Genomic DNA, 14,938 nt, shown 5'->3' with positions numbered 1-14,938 from the left:
CAAAGCCGGTCGTGCTTATGATGGAATGATCATGCACATGTCCGAAAATCGCGCTGCCCTCGCCCCTTGCCTCACCCTCGTGCGCCTGCCCCATGGCGAAGGCCTCGACCTGCCGGCCTATGAGACGGCGGGTGCCGCGGGGATGGACCTGCGTGCGGCGGTTCCGGCGGATGGGCCGATGGTGATCCGGCCGGGGGAACGCGCATTGGTGCCGACCGGCTTCATCTTCGAGATCCCCGAGGGTTACGAGGGCCAGGTTCGCCCGCGTTCGGGTCTTGCCTTCAAACACGGCATTACCTGCCTCAATACGCCGGGCACCGTCGACAGCGACTATCGCGGCGAAGTGAAGGTGCTGCTCGTCAATCTCGGTGCGGAGGATTTCGCGGTCGAGCGCGGCATGCGTATCGCCCAGATGGTGATCGCCCCGGTGACCCAGCTGGCGATCCGCGAGGCGGATGGCGCGACGGCGACGGTGCGCGGGGCCGGCGGCTTCGGCTCGACCGGAACTAGATAAGCGGCGGCAGGCGCCGCTTGACCGGCGACGCTTTGACGATCGACGTGTTGGTCTGCGCCTTTTCGGCGATGCGGTCGAGGATCGTGTCGAGTTCCGCCATGTCGCGCACCAGCATCTTGGCGATGAAGCAGTCGTCCCCCGTAACCTTGTCGCATTCGATGAATTCGGGCGTTTCCTGGATCAGCCTTTCGACGATATGCAGCATGCCCGGCATGGGGCGGATGCGGACGATGGCCTGCAGCGGATAGCCGAGGCGCGCCGGATTGACCGAAATCGTGAAGCCGTCGAGCACACCGCGCTCCTCGAGCTTGCGCAGCCGCTCTGCTGCACTCGGCGAGGAAAGGCCCGCCTCCTGCGCCAGTTCCTTCAGCGACACCCGGGCATTGGCGGCCAGAATTTCGAGAATGCGGCGGTCGAGCTCGTCCAGCATGCGAATTCCCCCTAAGCCAAATCGGCTTTTCTACCTCAAAATTTTAGGCATATTCCCATATTTTCCTCTCAATATCCATATCTCTGCGCCAGCAAGCTCATTATTATTGCAGCACAATGAATGGAGCCAAGGCTATGGATAGGGACATGCGGCGCGGAAGCGCGGAAATGACGGCGGCGATGCTGATTTCGGGAACCATCGGCTGGTTCGTCCTGATGTCAGGCCAGCCCGTGGCGGGCGTCGTCTTCTGGCGTTGCGTGTTCGGGGCTGCGACGCTTGCCGCACTTGCGGCAGTCTTCGGCCTCATCGACCTCAGACATTTGCGGATGAAGGTCATCGTTCTTTCCGCTCTGGGCGGCGTCGCGATCGTCGTGAACTGGCTCCTGCTCTTCGCCGCCTATCCCCGCGCCTCGATCTCGATCGCGACGATGGTCTACAACACGCAACCCTTCATGCTGCTCGGGCTCGGCGCGCTTTTTCTCGGAGAGAAGATCACCGCCAGCAAGCTTCTCTGGCTCTCACTCTCCTTCGCAGGCATGGTCGCGATCGTCTCCGCCAAGCCCGCGGGCGGCTTCGAGCCCGCCGACTATCTGGCCGGAATCGCCCTGTCGCTCGGTGCCGCTTTCTTCTATGCCATCGCGGCGCTCGTCACCAAGCTCCTCAAGGGCACGCCGCCGCATCTGATCGCGCTGGTGCAGGTCATCACCGGAGCGGCCATGCTCGCCCCCTTCGCCCTTGTCGCGCCGCTGCCGCAAGGCACGCTCCAGTGGACGCTGCTCCTGACCGTCGGCGTCGTCCACACGGGCATCATGTATATCCTGCTCTATGGCGCCATCCAGAAGCTGCCGACCCACATGACCGGCGCCCTCTCCTTCATCTATCCGATCGCCGCGATCCTGGTCGACCGCATCGCCTTCGGCCACGCCCTGCAGCCGGCGCAGATCGCGGGCTCGGTCGCGATCCTCATTGCTGCCGCGGGCACGAATCTGGGCTGGACCCTTCGGCCGTCGTCACCGTCCGCCAAGCGCCCGGCGGAAGGAAGCCTCTAGGGCACTTCCAGGAAAGCGTATGCGGTCTTCCGTCCGGATTGCGCGAACCGAAGCGTTTGATGTTTCCGCGCCTCGGGGAAAAGCGAAGTGGTCTAGCGCCGCGCCTCCGCGGCCATGCTGATGGCAAGACCCGCAAGCGCCGTGCTCATGAGCCAGCGCTGCACCAGCATGAAGGACGGCCGACCGGAGAGGAAGGCGGCCACCGCTCCGGCCGTCATCGCGATCAGCGCATTGACGCTGACACTGATCGCGATCTGCACGCTGCCGAAGACGAGAGACTGCGCGAGCACGTTGCCGGCCTCGGGACGGATGAATTGCGGCAGCAGCGACAGGTAAAGGATAGCCACCTTCGGGTTGAGCATGCTGGTGAAGAAGCCCATCACGAAGAGCTTGCGCGGACGATCCTTCGGCAGGTCGCGCACTTGAAAGATCGAGCGGCCGCCGGGACGGACCGCCTGCCACGCGAGGTAAAGCAGGTAAAGCGCACCTGCGAAACGAAGGGCATCATAGGCAAAGGGAACCGCGAGAAGCAGGGCGGTAATGCCGAACGCGGCAGACACCATGTAACAGACGAAGCCGAGCGCCACGCCTCCGAGCGAGATCAGCCCCGCCGCCGGTCCCTGGCAGATCGAGCGGGAGATCAGATAGATCATGTTCGGCCCCGGCGTCAGCACCATGCCGAGCGCGATCAGGGCAAAGCCCAGGAGGTTCTGAACTTCGGGCATGGTGCGCCGGTCTCCCATTTTTCCGGAAAGTGTACGGCTCTGCCGCCGAGGGCAACGCCGTTCTTGTCACCCGATCAATTTTCGCGCGTGTACGCGAGTGCGCCCGGATTTTCCTCGGCGGCAGATTGCGCTACACCTGCACCTATTCAGGAGGAACGATCGTGACACTTGCGGCTCTTCTCGCCTATAGCGGCGCTCTCTTTATCGCAGGGATCATTCCCGGCCCGGGCGTGACGGCGCTCGTTGCCCGAGCCCTGGGGTCGGGCTTTCGGGAGACCTTCTTCATGGGTCTCGGCCTCATCGTCGGCGACATGGTCTATCTGACGGCGGTGGTGCTTGGGCTCGCCTTCGTCGCCCAGACATTCACGACCGCGTTTCTGGTCGTGAAGATCGCCGGCGCGCTCTATCTCGGCTATATCGCCTGGAAGCTCTGGACGGCCGGACTCCTGCCCCAGAACATCGAGGCGCGGAAGTCGACGAGTGCGGCGCTCTCCTTCCTCTCGGGCCTGACGGTCACGCTCGGCAATCCGAAGACGATGCTCTTCTATGTGGCGCTGGTTCCGACGCTGATCGACCTTGCCTCGATCGGGATCCGCGACTACAGCGTGCTGCTTGTGGCGACTTTCCTCGTGCTTCTTGCCGTGCTGCTGCCCTATATGCTGCTTGCGGCCCGCGCCCGTTCGCTCCTGAAAGAGCCGCAGGCATTGAAGGTCCTGAACCGGGCTGCGGCCGGCATTCTCGCCGGAACCGCGGCCTATATTGCGACCCGCGCGACCTGAGAAAAAGATTTCCCTGCCGGCCGCTTCGCATCGGTTTTTTCCTTCAGCACCATCGATCCGAGGCTTTCCCGCTCTGGAAGGAAGCGCGCATAGCTCCTATTGTCGCAGCGACAATTTCAAAAAACGAAGGGAGAAACCATATGCCTGAAGCGCGCAAGCCCGGCCGCGGCCGCGTCTTTTCCTCGATCACCGAGACGATCGGCGACACTCCGATCGTGCGGCTGGACAAGCTCGCGAGCGAAAAAGGCGTAAAGGCGAACCTGCTCGCCAAGCTCGAATTCTTCAACCCGATCGGCTCCGTCAAGGACCGCATCGGCGTCGCGATGATCGAATCGCTCGAGGCGCAAGGGAAGATCACGCCCGGCAGCACGACGCTGGTCGAGCCGACTTCCGGCAATACGGGCATCGCACTCGCCTTCGTCGCGGCCGCCAAGGGTTACAGGCTGATCCTCACCATGCCCGAGACGATGTCCGTCGAACGCCGCAAGATGCTGACGCTTCTCGGTGCCGAACTGGTGCTGACGGAAGGCGCCAAGGGCATGAAGGGCGCGATCGCCAAGGCCCAGGAACTCACCGAGACGCTGCCCGACGCGATCATTCCGCAGCAGTTCGAAAATCCGGCCAATCCGGAAATCCACCGCACGACGACCGCCGAGGAGATCTGGAACGACACGGAAGGCGCGGTCGACATCCTCGTGTCCGGCATCGGCACCGGCGGCACCATCACCGGTGCCGGCCAGGTGCTGAAGGCCCGCAAGCCATCGGTCAAGGTGATCGCCGTCGAGCCCGAAGAATCCCCCATTCTTTCCGGAGGCGTCCCGGGTCCGCACAAGATCCAGGGCATCGGCGCGGGCTTCGCACCGGCGATCCTCGACACGAGCGTCTATGACGAAGTCGTCACCGTAAACGCCGGCGAGGCCGTCGAAACCGCACGGCTCGTCGCGAGACTCGAGGGCGTTCCGGTCGGCATCTCCGCCGGTGCGGCGCTCCAGGCGGCGATAGAGGTGGGACGGCGCGAGGAAAACGCCGGTAAGAATATCGTCGTGATCATACCGTCCTTTGCCGAACGGTACCTTTCGACTGTGCTGTTCGAGGGATTGGGGAGCTAGGCTTAGCCTGGGACTAAGCGCCGGCAGTCGCGCATGCCCCTCATCCGGCCTGCCGGCCACCTTGTCCCCGCAGGCGGGGAGAAGGGATATGCCGCGCCCGCTCGCTCGCCGAACAGGCGGTGAATGCGGGGTTCAGCCGGCGCCGCTTGTCCCTTCTCCCCGTCGTGACGCGTGAAACGGGGAGAAGGTGGCGGCAGCCGGATGAGGGGCACGCCCTCAATGAAACGGTTTGAAATCAAACCATTGGCTCCTTCCCGGCCTCTGTCGGGAAGCGAAAAATGGAGACCCGCAAGGCCGCCTCCCTGCGCGGCCATATCCCACTAGAGCGTGGCGGGCAGCCCCGCCTCCTCAGGCGACACAAGCTTGCACAAAGGCACCCAGCCCTGTTTACCACCAGCTGACCGGCACCAGGCCCAGCCATGCGTTTCCTCGACAATCAGCAGGACCTCTCCCTTTCGACAGGTAAGCTCTGCCGCCGAGTAGTCGCGTATCGCATATGTCCCGTTTCCATCTCGGCCTCCCACGATGCCGCCTGGAACCCAGCCTTCCCTGCGGTCGGGGCCTATCGCCCAAAGCCATTCATGCCCGTCCCAGTTGTCGGCTTTTCCGGACAGGTAAACGGTGTCGCCTGCTTTGACTGCGATCGGATCGGGGTAACTTGCTACATGATCTTTCACCACGACTTTTCTCATCGGAGCCGGGTCCCTCACGCCGCGACCGGCAGCCGCTCTCCCGCGACCCGATAGGAAATCGCTTCGGCGAGATGGATGCGGCCGACGGTCGGCGCCTCATCGAGATCGGCAAGGGTGCGGGCCACTTTCAGGACCCGGTGGTAGCCGCGTGCAGAGAACTTCAACTTTTCCGCCGCATCTCTCAGCAGCTGCAGACCGGCGGCATCCGGCTCGGCGATCTTTTCGATCATCGCCGTCGAAGAGCGGGCATTATTCGTGAGTTCCGAATGGCCGAGGGCGGCGAAGCGTTCCCTCTGCAATTCGCGGGCCCGGGCGACGCGGCGGGCGACGGCGGCGCTCGGCTCGGAGGTGCCGGGGCGGATCAAGTCGGCGGCGCTGACGGCCGGAACGTCGACGCGGATATCGATACGGTCCATCAACGGCCCGGAGATCCGCGCCTGGTAATCGGCCATGCAGCGCGGTCCGCGGGCGCAGCTACGGCCCGGCTCGCCTGCCATGCCGCAGCGGCAGGGATTCATAGCGGCGACGAGCTGGATCGCAGCCGGATAGGTGACCCGATGATTGGCACGCGCAATGATGCACGTGGCCGTTTCAAGCGGCTGACGCAACGCATCGAGCACCTGAGGCGAGAACTCAGGAAACTCGTCGAGAAAGAGCACGCCGTTATGGGCGAGCGACGCCTCTCCCGGCTTTGCGCGGAAGCCGCCGCCGATCAGCGCCGCCATGGTGGCGGAATGGTGCGGCGCGCGGAAGGGCCGGCGGTCCGACAGCTTGCCGCCCGGCAATTGCCCGGCGATCGAATGGATCATCGAGACTTCGAGCAGTTCGGCGGGCGAAAGCAGCGGCAGGATGGACGGGAGCCGCGCCGCAAGCATCGACTTGCCGGAACCGGGCGGGCCGACCATCAGCAGATTATGGTTGCCCGCCGCCGCGACCTCCAGCGCCCGCTTGGCGCTCTCCTGGCCCTTGATGTCGGCAAGATCGGGAAGGCCCTCGGCGGCCGCCCGGACCGCCGGCTCGGGGCGGGAGAGCACCTGGGTGCCGCGGAAATGATTGGCGATCGCGATCAGGCTGCGCGGGGCGAGAATATCGATCTCCGATCCGGCCCAGGCGGCCTCGGGCCCGCTTTCCGCCGGGCAGATCAGCCCCTTGCCGAGCGCGTTGGCGCCGATCGCCGCCGGAAGCGCGCCGGCGACGGCTGCGATCGTGCCGTCGAGATTGAGCTCGCCGATGACGACATAGCCGGACAGCGCGTCAGCCGGAATCGCGCCGAGCGCCGCCATCAGGCCGAGCGCGATGGCGAGATCGAAATGGCTTCCTTCCTTCGGCAGGTCGGCGGGCGCCAGATTGACCGTTACCCGCTTCGCGGGCAACGCCAGCCCCGATGCATGAAGCGCCGCCTGGACGCGCTCGCGGCTTTCGGCGACCGCCTTGTCCGGCAGTCCGACGATCTGCATCCCGACCTTGCCGGGCGCGACCATCACCTGGACGTCGACCGGAACGCCTTCGATGCCCTGAAACGAAACGGTGCTGACGCGCGCGACCATAATGCCCCCTCTGTTCGAGCGGAGCGCGGAAGGTCATCGCCCTCCGCAACCGCTTCAGCACGGCTGCCCACACACGCCGTCACAACCGCATCCGGTTGCAACGACAAATCTTGCACGGAATACGCTTAAATACAAGAACAATAACAGAACAAATGGACGAGGTGGCCGCGCGCCTTGAAGTCAGGCGCGCTTCTTCTCGATCGCGTCCCAGAGAAGGCTTGCGACATCGGCGCCACCGAACTTCTTGACCTCGCGGATGCCGGTCGGCGAAGTCACGTTGATCTCGGTCAGATAGTCGCCGATCACGTCGATGCCGACGAAAAGGAAACCGCGCTCCTTGAGCGCCGGACCGATGCGGGTGCAGATCTCCCGCTCGCGCGCCGTCAGTTCGGTTGCCTCCGCGCGCCCGCCCACATGCATGTTGGAGCGCGAATCGTGCTCGGCCGGAACCCGGTTGATCGCGCCGACCGGCTCGCCGTCGACGAGCAGGATGCGTTTGTCGCCCTTGCGGACCTCCGGCAGATATTCCTGGGCGATGTAGGGCTCGCGGAACATCTGGGCGAACATTTCCAGGAGCGACGAGAAATTTCGGTCGTCGCGTGCGGAGTGGAACACGCCGGCGCCGCCATTGCCGTAAAGCGGCTTCAGTATGATGTCGCCCATTTCCTGGCGGAAGCGGGCAATCTCGTCCACATCGCGGGTGATCAGCGTCTTCGGCATCAGATCCGGAAACTCGGTGACGAAGATCTTCTCGGGCGAGTTCCTGACCCAGGCCGGATCGTTGACGACCAGCGTCTTCGGGTGGAGGCGCTCGAGCAGATGCGTCGAGGTGATATAGGCCATGTCGAAGGGCGGATCCTGGCGAAGCAGGATCACGTCCATGGCCGAAAGATCGATCCGCTCGTCTTCCCCGAGGGTGAAGTGGTCGCCCTTGAGATCGCGCAACTGCATCTGCTGCGCGGTTGCAAAGACCTTGCCGTCCCGGAGCGACAGCCTGTCCGGGGTGTAGTGGAACAGGCGGTAGCCGCGGGCCTGCGCCTCCAGGCTCATCGCGAAGGTCGAATCGCCCGCGATTGATATACCCGACACATGGTCCATCTGGACCCCGACATTGACGATTCCTGCCATCTTCCCGTTCCCGATCTGGATCCTCGATCCGCATAGTTCCTTCGACCGGCGCCGGCCAGAGATCGAATTATACGGCATTCAACGCGATGCTGTGCCCTCGTTGTCGAAACGGGTCGGCACCGCAGAAAAAGCCCGCAAGATGTAGAATGCGCACCCTCGTTAGGCAAGAAGGCTCCTGCCGCTCCCGCTGATCAAAAGGCGTCCGGCAGGTGCCGCGGCCAGCGCCAGGGCATGACGGCAACAATGTCGTAGCGTACCGACAGGCGGTGGAAGTCGCCCTGGCGCGAAAGCCAGATATCGCTTGCCGCCCGGATGCGCCGCTGCGCCGTGTCGGTGACGGCGAAGACCGCCTCGTCCGGGCTCGACCGGGCCTTCACCTCGACGCAGGCGATCAGGTCGCCGCGCCGGGCGATGATGTCGATCTCGCCGAGCGTGGTGCGATAGCGCATGGTGACGATACGATAGCCCTTCAGCATCAGGCAGAGCGCGGCGCGGTATTCGGCAAGATGCCCCCGCCTCAGAGCCTTCAGCTTGCGGGCGTCCGGCCGCTCAGCTTTCATCGCCGCCCTTGAGCCGAAGGAGCCGGTCGTAAAGATGCTTGCGGCCGAGCCCGGTGCGGCGTGCGGCCTCGGTCGCGGCCTTGCCCATCGGCATGTCCCTTGCCAGCGCCTTCAGCAGTGCATCGACGTCCGCTTCCTCCGGCGCAGGCTTCGCTTCCGGCGGACCGATCACCAGGACGATCTCGCCTTTGACGTTCGCGCCTTCGCCGTAGAAGGCCTTGAGTTCGCCGAGCGTGCCGCGGCGGAACTCCTCGAAGGCCTTGGTCAATTCGCGGCAGACGGCCGCCCGCCTGTCTGCGCCGAGGACCTCGGCTGCAGCGGTGACGGTCGCGGCGATACGATGCGGCGACTCGAAGAAGACGAGAGTGGCGGGAACGGCGGCGAATTCCGCGAGCCGGTCGCGCTTCGCCTTGTCCTTCACCGGCAGGAAACCCGCAAAAAGAAAGGCATCGCTCGGAAGGCCGGAGCCGACAAGAGCCGCAAGCGGCGCCGAAGGCCCCGGCACGGGCACGACCCGGTCCCCCGCCTCGACCGCCTGCTGCGCGAGTCGGTAGCCCGGATCGGAGACGAGCGGCGTGCCGGCATCGGAGACCAGTGCCACCGACTTTCCGTCGCCGAGCGCTGCAAGCAGTCGCGGCCCCGCTTCGGCGGCATTGTGCTCGTGATAGGCGGTCGGCCGACTGACGATCCCGTAGCGATCGAGCAGCACCCGCGTCACCCTCGTGTCCTCGCAGGCGAGCACATCGGCTCCGGCAATCGTCTCGAGGGCTCTCAGCGTGATGTCGCCGAGATTGCCGATCGGCGTTGCCACGAGATAAAGGCACGGCTCCAGCGGACGCGCAGGAATATTCGTATCGTGCAGGCGAAAACCGCGCCGTCGTTCCTTTTCAGACGCATCCGTCGATTGCTGCTTTTGCAACGCCGCGTTCCCAATCACTCCTGGCCCGATCGTTCCCGACCGATCATTCCGGTCAAGCCGGTTCGAGCCCTTTATGAGTGAGCGCGAAGCTCGGGGCAAGGGTGGGCCGCGGCAGCGACCCCGGATTTGGGGAAGAGGCCGCGAAACCCCTTGCTTTTGCGGCTCTCTTTCTGCCATTTTGCCCGTCCACATCCTTCCGGCCGACCGGCCGGGGCACGCAGTTGACGCCGCGGCGGACCCCTCGCCCGCCCCGGCAATGGTTGAAAGCGGTAGCATCCATGCGTATTACTCTCGAGCGGTCCAACCTTTTGAAATCGCTGAACCATGTCCACCGTGTGGTCGAACGGCGAAACACGATCCCGATCCTTTCGAACGTGCTCTTGCGCTCCGACGGCGCAAGCCTCGAAATGAAGGCGACCGATCTCGACCTGGAGATCACCGAGGCCACGCCGGCGCAGGTGGAACAGGCTGGTGCCACGACCGTTCCGGCGCACCTCCTCTACGACATCGTGCGCAAGCTGCCTGATGGTTCGGAAGTGCTGCTGGCCACCAATGCGGAAGTCACGGCGATGACGGTGGCCTCCGGCCGCTCCAAATTTTCGCTGCAATGCCTGCCCCAGTCGGATTTTCCCGATCTGACCGCCGGTACGTTCTCGCATTCGTTCCGCCTGAAGGCGACCGATCTGAAGATGCTGATCGACCGCACGCAGTTCGCGATCTCGACGGAGGAGACGCGCTATTATTTGAACGGCATCTTCGTCCACACGGTCGAGAGCAACGGCGAACTGAAGCTGCGCGCCGTCGCGACCGACGGCCACCGGCTGGCCCGCGCCGATGTCGAAGCGCCGTCCGGCTCCGAGGGCATGCCCGGCATCATTATTCCGCGCAAGACCGTCAGCGAATTGCAGAAACTACTCGACAATCCGGACGTGGTGGTGACGGTCGAGGTCTCCGACGCGAAGATCCGGCTGACGATCGGCTCGATCGTCATGACGTCGAAGCTGATCGACGGAACCTTCCCCGACTATCAGCGCGTGATCCCCGCCAGCAACGACAAGGAGCTGCGCGTCGATTGCCAGTCCTTCTCGCAGGCCGTCGACCGTGTCTCCACGATCTCGTCCGAACGCGGTCGCGCCGTGAAGCTTGCGCTTGCCGATGGCCAGATGACGCTGACCGTTAACAACCCGGATTCCGGCAGCGCGACCGAAGAAGTGCCGGTCGGCTACGAAAGCGACCCGCTCGAGATCGGATTCAACGCGAAATACCTTCTCGACATCACCGCGCAGCTGACCGGCAGCGAGGCCGTATTCCTGCTTGCCGATCCCGGTTCGCCGACGCTGGTGCGCGACCTCGCCGCGGATGACGCGCTCTACGTCTTGATGCCGATGCGCGTGTAACGCATTCCGCAGACTGCGATAAAGCCCGCCATCCGGCGGGTTTTTTCATATGTGCCCGTCGCGCATCGTTCATGATCTGTCGCTTTTAGACGCAGTCGGACTTGTTTTTGCCGCAGATGGAAGCACATTATGATTAAGCGCTCCCGCAGCAACGCGAATCACGATAAGAGCGCAACTGCAAATCACACTGCGAGGGGATTCGATGAGCTTGCGCTTGAGGGTGAAGGAAAAATTCGGTCGGAAATTCGACGAAGAAATCCGCTTCTTCAAGGGCTGGATGAGCAACACCCGCGCCGTCGGCGCGATCCTTCCGACATCCGCCATCACGGCACGCCGCATGGCAAGCATCGTCGATCCGGAATCCGGCCTTCCGGTCCTCGAGCTCGGCCCCGGCACCGGGGTGATCACGAAGGCGATCCTCGAGCGCGGCATCGAGCCTGAAAAGCTGGTCTCGATCGAGTACTCGACCGATTTCTACAATCAGCTCAAGGCGCATTTCGATGGCGTTCATTTCATCAATGGCGACGCCTTCGATCTTTCCCGGACGCTTGGAACCTTCAAGGATCAGCAGTTCGACAGCGTCATTTCCGCCGTGCCTTTGCTGAACTTCCCGATGCACCGCCGGGTCGAGCTGCTCGAAGACCTGCTCTCGCGCATCCCCTTTGGCCGTCCGGTCGTTCAGATCTCCTACGGTCCGATGTCGCCGGTCGTTGCCATGCCGGACCGCTACCGCATCCAGCATTTCGACTTCGTGGTGCGCAACATTCCGCCGGCGCAGCTGTGGATCTACCGCAAAACGCACTGACCGTTTAAATCCAGTGTTCGGCATCTACCTCACCCATCCGCAGGTCAGGATCGATCCCGCCGTCTCCGTTCCGCAATGGGGTCTCTCCGAACTCGGCACAGAGCGCATGCGCGCCACGGCGAAACGGCCATGGGTCCGCTCGCTCGGACGCATCGTCGCCAGCGGCGAGAAGAAGGCGATCGAAACGGCGCGGATACTGGCCGAGGTCACCGGCATTCCGGTCGAGACCGACGAGGAGATGGGCGAGAACGACCGTTCTTCGACCGGGTTCCTGCCGCCGGACGAATTCGAGAAGGCTGCCGATCAGTTCTTTGCCCGCCCCGAGCTGAGCTTCAAGGGCTGGGAGCGTGCCGTGGATGCCCAGGCGCGAATCTCCAGAGCCGTCTTCCATATCCTCGACCGGCACGATCCGGTCATGCCCATCGCCTTCATCGGCCATGGAGGCGTCGGCACGTTGCTCAAATGCCGGATGACCGGCACCGCGATCGCCCGCAGCGCCGATCAGCTGCCCGGCGGAGGCAATCTCTTCGCCTTTCGTCTTGCGGATCGCGCCGTCACATGCGACTGGACGCCGATGGAGTTCTGGCAGGGGTGATCTCGATATGAGCACAAGTGCACGCGACCGGCTGATCGTCGGCCTTGATCTTCCAACGGTGGCCGAGGCCGAAAAAATCGTCTCGTCGCTCGGCGACGAAGTCGTTTTCTACAAAATCGGCTATCAACTCGCCTTCGCCGGTGGCCTCGACTTCGCGCGCGACCTCGTCGCGAGCGGCAAGCAGGTCTTCCTCGACATGAAGCTGCTCGACATCGACAACACGGTCGCCAAGGGCGTGGAGAACATCGTCAAGATGGGTGTGTCGATGCTGACCCTGCACGCCTATCCGAAGGCGATGAAATCGGCCGTCGAGGCGGCAAGGGGCTCGGACCTCTGTCTGCTCGGCGTGACCGTGCTTACATCGATGGACGAACAGGACATCATCGACGCCGGTTATGAATATGATCCGCATAGCCTGGTTTTGCGTCGCGCCGAACAGGCCCGCGCCGCCGGCATGGGGGGCGTCGTCTGCTCGGCGGAGGAGGCCGCCGCCGTGCGCAAGATCATCGGCGGCGGCATGGCGCTGGTGACGCCCGGCATCCGCCCCGCCGGCGCGGACAAGGGCGATCAGAAGCGGGTGATGACGCCGGCCGACGCGCTTCGCTCCGGCTCGAGCCATCTGGTGGTCGGACGACCCATTGTTGCCGCGCCCGAACCGCTCGCGGCAAGCCGCGCGATTCTGGCCGAAATGGAGAGCGCGCTCTCCAGCTGATCGCCCCATGTCCGTTCAGCGGCGTCAGGCAAGCTTGACCTTGGGCGCAAATTGCCGGAAGTAACCATCCCGTCTGTATTTCGCGAAAGACGAGGAGCTCAAAATGGCCAAGGGATACTGGATCGCTCGGGTCGATATAAGGGACCCCGAGCGCTACAAGGACTATGTGGCGGCGGCGACGCCGGCCTTCAAGAAATACGGCGCGACCTTCCTCGCCCGGGGCGGGCAGTTCCATCGACTCGAAGGTGCCGTTCGCGCCCGCAACGTCGTCATTGAATTTCCCTCGCTGCAAGCGGCGGTCGACTGCTACAATTCGCCGGAATACCAGTTGGCAGCGGCCATCCGTCAGGAGGTCGCCGATGCCGAGATGGTGGTCGTCGAAGGTGTTTGACGCGAGGCGGGCGAAGCATTGAGAGAGGCCTCCGAAGCACGCGGATTGGCCTTCACCTCGGTCGCCGCTTGGGCTATGTAGCAGGCAATTCCACCATTGACATCAGGAGTGCGTTTCTCATGACCTTGTCCAACCTTCCGCCGCTGGTGACGATTTTCGGCGGATCCGGATTTGTCGGCCGTCATGTGGTGCGCGCGCTTGCGAAACGGGGCTACCGCATTCGCGTCGCGGTCCGCCGCCCGGATCTCGCCGGCCACCTGCAGCCGCTCGGCAATGTCGGTCAGATCTCATTCGTCCAGGCCAATCTGCGCTACCGCAACTCGGTCGATCGCGCGGTCGATGGTGCCGACCATGTCATCAATTGCGTGGGCGTGCTCTTCGAAAGCGGTCGCAATACCTTCGACGCGGTCCAGGATTTCGGCGCACGGGCGGTCGCCGAGGCGGCTCGGGCGACCGGCGCCACGCTTACCCATATCTCGGCGATCGGCGCCGACGCCAAGTCCGAATCGAGCTATGCCCGGACAAAGGGGCGCGCCGAGGCTGCAATCCTCGAAACGCTGCCGACAGCGGTCATCCTCCGCCCGTCGATCATTTTCGGCCCCGAGGACGGCTTCTTCAACAAGTTCGCCGAGATGGCCCGCTTCTCGCCCGTCCTGCCGCTGATAGGCGGCGGCCGTACAAGATTCCAGCCGGTCTATGTCACCGATGTGGCCGAGGCCGTGGCGCGCTCCGTCGACGGAAAGCTCAAGGCCGGTACGATCTACGAACTCGGCGGGCCGCAGGTTCTCTCGTTCCGCGAATGTCTCGAGGCCATGCTGAAGACGATCGACCGCAAGCGCTCCTTCGTGTCCGTCCCCTTCGGCATCGCGTCGCTGATGGGCAGCGTCGCCTCGCTGGTGCCGTTCATTACGCCACCGCTCACGGCCGATCAGGTGGTGTTGCTTAAATCAGACAATGTCGTCTCGGCAGAGGCCGAAGCGGAGGGGCGGACGCTTACGGGCATCGGCATCGAGCCGACACTGCTCGATTCGATCCTGCCGACCTATCTCGTGCGCTATCGCCCGCATGGGCAATATACGCGCGGCGGCCGCGCGGCCTGATCCGTCGCGTCACTGCCGATCAGCCACGCCGCCGGTATCGCCGGCGGCTTTTTGTTGCCGCCCCATTGTGCCCCTTCGGCAACAGCGTTGCATTTCTGCCGCAGTTAAAATTCGGAATGCCGTTTACCGCGGATTCAGCAGGCTCCGATATTGATCATGACATGTTCGCAGAATAAAGACCGCTCGCACCCAACGCTTGCGAGCGCTTCCGGTGCAGAAATCATACTCGAAAGGCATAGCGTCCCATGGGCAAGTCGATCGCAATCTTTTTTGCGTCTGCGGCACTGATCATTCTGGCTGGCTCGTTCATGGCACCCGGCACCGTGGCAAGCAGCAACAAGGGCTGCACGCCGGCCTATGGCGTCAATCCGTGCACGACGGCGTCGATCGGGTTTTCCGGCGAGTAAGCCGGATAGTTCCGCCTCGGCTGCGAGGCAGACATTTTAGTTTTTGGCGGGGGCCAGGAGCCGGGTGCGTTTCGAAAGA

Annotated in this window: 18 protein-coding genes; 11 read left to right on the top strand and 7 right to left on the bottom strand. The window is 63.8% G+C overall.

Annotated elements, in window-relative coordinates; genetic code table 11:
• The first annotated feature begins 31 nt into the window (after positions 1-31).
• On the top strand, positions 32-514 hold the full coding sequence (gene dut / locus SINAR_RS0128795) for a dUTP diphosphatase (protein WP_084617803.1): 483 nt from the start codon (positions 32-34) through the stop codon (positions 512-514).
• On the opposite strand, the gene SINAR_RS0128790 is transcribed toward dut, so the two are convergent.
• Positions 507-944, bottom strand: a complete 438-nt coding sequence (locus SINAR_RS0128790) for an Lrp/AsnC family transcriptional regulator (protein ID WP_028002301.1) — start codon at positions 942-944, stop codon at positions 507-509. The two genes, dut and SINAR_RS0128790, sit on opposite strands and share 8 nt — an antisense overlap.
• Before the next feature lie 134 nt (positions 945-1,078).
• Between SINAR_RS0128790 and SINAR_RS0128785 the strand changes: the two genes are divergently transcribed.
• A complete protein-coding gene (locus tag SINAR_RS0128785; protein ID WP_028002300.1) occupies positions 1,079-1,993 on the top strand; it encodes a DMT family transporter in 915 nt (304 codons plus the stop codon).
• Between the two features lie 92 nt (positions 1,994-2,085).
• Here the strand turns inward: SINAR_RS0128785 and SINAR_RS0128780 are convergent, their stop codons facing one another.
• Positions 2,086-2,718 (bottom strand): LysE family translocator, encoded by a 633-nt coding sequence (locus SINAR_RS0128780; protein WP_028002299.1) that lies wholly within the window; start codon positions 2,716-2,718, stop codon positions 2,086-2,088.
• A gap of 161 nt (positions 2,719-2,879) precedes the next feature.
• Here SINAR_RS0128780 and SINAR_RS0128775 point away from each other — a divergent pair, with 161 nt between their 5' ends.
• A complete protein-coding gene (locus tag SINAR_RS0128775) occupies positions 2,880-3,497 on the top strand; it encodes a LysE family translocator (RefSeq protein ID WP_028002298.1) in 618 nt (205 codons plus the stop codon).
• A gap of 140 nt (positions 3,498-3,637) precedes the next feature.
• Positions 3,638-4,606, top strand: a complete 969-nt coding sequence (gene cysK / locus SINAR_RS0128770; protein WP_028002297.1) for a cysteine synthase A — start codon at positions 3,638-3,640, stop codon at positions 4,604-4,606.
• 320 nt (positions 4,607-4,926) lie between these two features.
• Here the strand turns inward: cysK and SINAR_RS0128765 are convergent, their stop codons facing one another.
• The 5 genes from SINAR_RS0128765 to rsmI form a co-directional block, all read right to left on the bottom strand.
• A complete protein-coding gene (locus SINAR_RS0128765; protein ID WP_234710646.1) occupies positions 4,927-5,286 on the bottom strand; it encodes an SH3 domain-containing protein in 360 nt (119 codons plus the stop codon).
• A gap of 26 nt (positions 5,287-5,312) precedes the next feature.
• Positions 5,313-6,845: a YifB family Mg chelatase-like AAA ATPase gene (locus SINAR_RS0128760; protein ID WP_028002295.1), complete on the bottom strand. Its 1,533-nt coding sequence runs from the start codon at positions 6,843-6,845 to the stop codon at positions 5,313-5,315.
• Positions 6,846-7,025: 180 nt separating this feature from the next.
• On the bottom strand, positions 7,026-7,973 hold the full coding sequence (gshB, locus tag SINAR_RS0128755) for a glutathione synthase (RefSeq protein ID WP_028002294.1): 948 nt from the start codon (positions 7,971-7,973) through the stop codon (positions 7,026-7,028).
• Between the two features lie 191 nt (positions 7,974-8,164).
• Entirely contained in the window at positions 8,165-8,533 is a 369-nt protein-coding gene (locus SINAR_RS0128750) for a YraN family protein (protein WP_028002293.1), read from the bottom strand.
• A complete protein-coding gene (rsmI, locus tag SINAR_RS0128745) occupies positions 8,523-9,629 on the bottom strand; it encodes a 16S rRNA (cytidine(1402)-2'-O)-methyltransferase (RefSeq protein ID WP_234710645.1) in 1,107 nt (368 codons plus the stop codon). The genes SINAR_RS0128750 and rsmI overlap by 11 nt, the downstream gene beginning before the upstream one ends.
• Positions 9,630-9,730: 101 nt before the next feature.
• On the opposite strand from rsmI, the gene dnaN reads away from it, so the two are divergent.
• The 7 genes from dnaN (at position 9,731) to SINAR_RS1000000135880 (ending at position 14,859) form a co-directional block, all read left to right on the top strand.
• Complete coding sequence (dnaN, locus tag SINAR_RS0128740; protein ID WP_028002291.1) at positions 9,731-10,849, top strand: DNA polymerase III subunit beta; 1,119 nt, start codon at positions 9,731-9,733, stop codon at positions 10,847-10,849.
• A gap of 202 nt (positions 10,850-11,051) precedes the next feature.
• The gene (gene pmtA, locus SINAR_RS0128735) at positions 11,052-11,654 is read left to right on the top strand and encodes a phospholipid N-methyltransferase PmtA (RefSeq protein WP_028002290.1); all 603 of its coding nucleotides are present in this window, start codon (positions 11,052-11,054) and stop codon (positions 11,652-11,654) included.
• A 13-nt stretch (positions 11,655-11,667) separates the two neighbouring features.
• Positions 11,668-12,249, top strand: coding sequence for a histidine phosphatase family protein (locus tag SINAR_RS0128730; RefSeq protein ID WP_028002289.1), 582 nt, complete (start codon positions 11,668-11,670; stop codon positions 12,247-12,249).
• A gap of 7 nt (positions 12,250-12,256) precedes the next feature.
• Positions 12,257-12,961, top strand: coding sequence for an orotidine-5'-phosphate decarboxylase (gene pyrF / locus SINAR_RS0128725; protein ID WP_028002288.1), 705 nt, complete (start codon positions 12,257-12,259; stop codon positions 12,959-12,961).
• Positions 12,962-13,064: 103 nt separating this feature from the next.
• On the top strand, positions 13,065-13,352 hold the full coding sequence (locus SINAR_RS0128720; RefSeq protein WP_028002287.1) for a DUF1330 domain-containing protein: 288 nt from the start codon (positions 13,065-13,067) through the stop codon (positions 13,350-13,352).
• Positions 13,353-13,471: 119 nt separating this feature from the next.
• Positions 13,472-14,452 (top strand): complex I NDUFA9 subunit family protein, encoded by a 981-nt coding sequence (locus SINAR_RS0128715; RefSeq protein ID WP_028002286.1) that lies wholly within the window; start codon positions 13,472-13,474, stop codon positions 14,450-14,452.
• Positions 14,453-14,697: 245 nt separating this feature from the next.
• Positions 14,698-14,859 (top strand): hypothetical protein, encoded by a 162-nt coding sequence (locus SINAR_RS1000000135880; protein ID WP_028002285.1) that lies wholly within the window; start codon positions 14,698-14,700, stop codon positions 14,857-14,859.
• The last annotated feature ends 79 nt before the right edge of the window (positions 14,860-14,938 follow it).

This window comes from Sinorhizobium arboris LMG 14919 (genome assembly GCF_000427465.1).
GTDB classification, from domain to species: domain Bacteria; phylum Pseudomonadota; class Alphaproteobacteria; order Rhizobiales; family Rhizobiaceae; genus Sinorhizobium; species Sinorhizobium arboris.
This window is presented reverse-complemented; position numbering and strand designations above follow the sequence as displayed.

Excerpts from the sequence above, each read along its gene's own strand:
- dut (WP_084617803.1), top strand. The coding sequence starts at position 32 with ATGCACATGTCCGAAAATCGCGCTGCCCTCGCCCCTTGCCTCACCCTC.
- SINAR_RS0128790 (WP_028002301.1), bottom strand. The coding sequence starts at position 944 with ATGCTGGACGAGCTCGACCGCCGCATTCTCGAAATTCTGGCCGCCAAT.
- SINAR_RS0128785 (WP_028002300.1), top strand. The coding sequence starts at position 1,079 with ATGGATAGGGACATGCGGCGCGGAAGCGCGGAAATGACGGCGGCGATG.
- SINAR_RS0128780 (WP_028002299.1), bottom strand. The coding sequence starts at position 2,718 with ATGCCCGAAGTTCAGAACCTCCTGGGCTTTGCCCTGATCGCGCTCGGC.
- cysK (WP_028002297.1), top strand. The coding sequence starts at position 3,638 with ATGCCTGAAGCGCGCAAGCCCGGCCGCGGCCGCGTCTTTTCCTCGATC.
- SINAR_RS0128760 (WP_028002295.1), bottom strand. The coding sequence starts at position 6,845 with ATGGTCGCGCGCGTCAGCACCGTTTCGTTTCAGGGCATCGAAGGCGTT.
- gshB (WP_028002294.1), bottom strand. The coding sequence starts at position 7,973 with ATGGCAGGAATCGTCAATGTCGGGGTCCAGATGGACCATGTGTCGGGT.
- SINAR_RS0128750 (WP_028002293.1), bottom strand. The coding sequence starts at position 8,533 with ATGAAAGCTGAGCGGCCGGACGCCCGCAAGCTGAAGGCTCTGAGGCGG.
- rsmI (WP_234710645.1), bottom strand. The coding sequence starts at position 9,629 with ATGGCAGAAAGAGAGCCGCAAAAGCAAGGGGTTTCGCGGCCTCTTCCC.
- dnaN (WP_028002291.1), top strand. The coding sequence starts at position 9,731 with ATGCGTATTACTCTCGAGCGGTCCAACCTTTTGAAATCGCTGAACCAT.
- pmtA (WP_028002290.1), top strand. The coding sequence starts at position 11,052 with ATGAGCTTGCGCTTGAGGGTGAAGGAAAAATTCGGTCGGAAATTCGAC.
- pyrF (WP_028002288.1), top strand. The coding sequence starts at position 12,257 with ATGAGCACAAGTGCACGCGACCGGCTGATCGTCGGCCTTGATCTTCCA.
- SINAR_RS0128720 (WP_028002287.1), top strand. The coding sequence starts at position 13,065 with ATGGCCAAGGGATACTGGATCGCTCGGGTCGATATAAGGGACCCCGAG.
- SINAR_RS0128715 (WP_028002286.1), top strand. The coding sequence starts at position 13,472 with ATGACCTTGTCCAACCTTCCGCCGCTGGTGACGATTTTCGGCGGATCC.
- SINAR_RS1000000135880 (WP_028002285.1), top strand. The coding sequence starts at position 14,698 with ATGGGCAAGTCGATCGCAATCTTTTTTGCGTCTGCGGCACTGATCATT.